The sequence below is a fragment of the Marinobacter confluentis genome (assembly GCF_004785685.1).
In the GTDB taxonomy this organism is placed as follows: domain Bacteria; phylum Pseudomonadota; class Gammaproteobacteria; order Pseudomonadales; family Oleiphilaceae; genus Marinobacter; species Marinobacter confluentis.
Genome location: NZ_SRPF01000087.1, coordinates 1 through 303 on the forward strand (window position 1 = coordinate 1; position 303 = coordinate 303).

Below are 303 nucleotides of genomic sequence, written 5' to 3' on the forward strand. Positions count from 1 at the left end.
TTAATACCAACACTTACGGCGAACTAAAACACGAATAGCGGTGAAGGGTGATCTGCCTCTCAGTCCTGCAAATTTTTAATCCACAGACATAAAAAAACCCGCCACGGCGGGCGGGTTCTGCAAGTCAGGACAGAACTTACTGGCCAAACTTCTCTTTGGCCTTGAGACGATAAGCGTGCAGAAGCGGCTCGGTGTAGCCGTTCGGCTGTTCACGCCCCTTCAGTACCAGATCCATAGCGGCCTGGAAGGCAATGCTACTATCGAAATCCGGCGCCATGCTGCGATAGGTCGGATCATTCGCAT

Annotated in this window: 1 pseudogene; it reads right to left on the reverse strand. The window is 51.8% G+C overall.

From position 1 onward, the window contains the following. Positions 1 to 136: 136 nt before the first annotated feature. Positions 137 to 303, reverse strand: a pseudogene (locus E5Q11_RS18060) (malate synthase G); the annotation flags it as partial.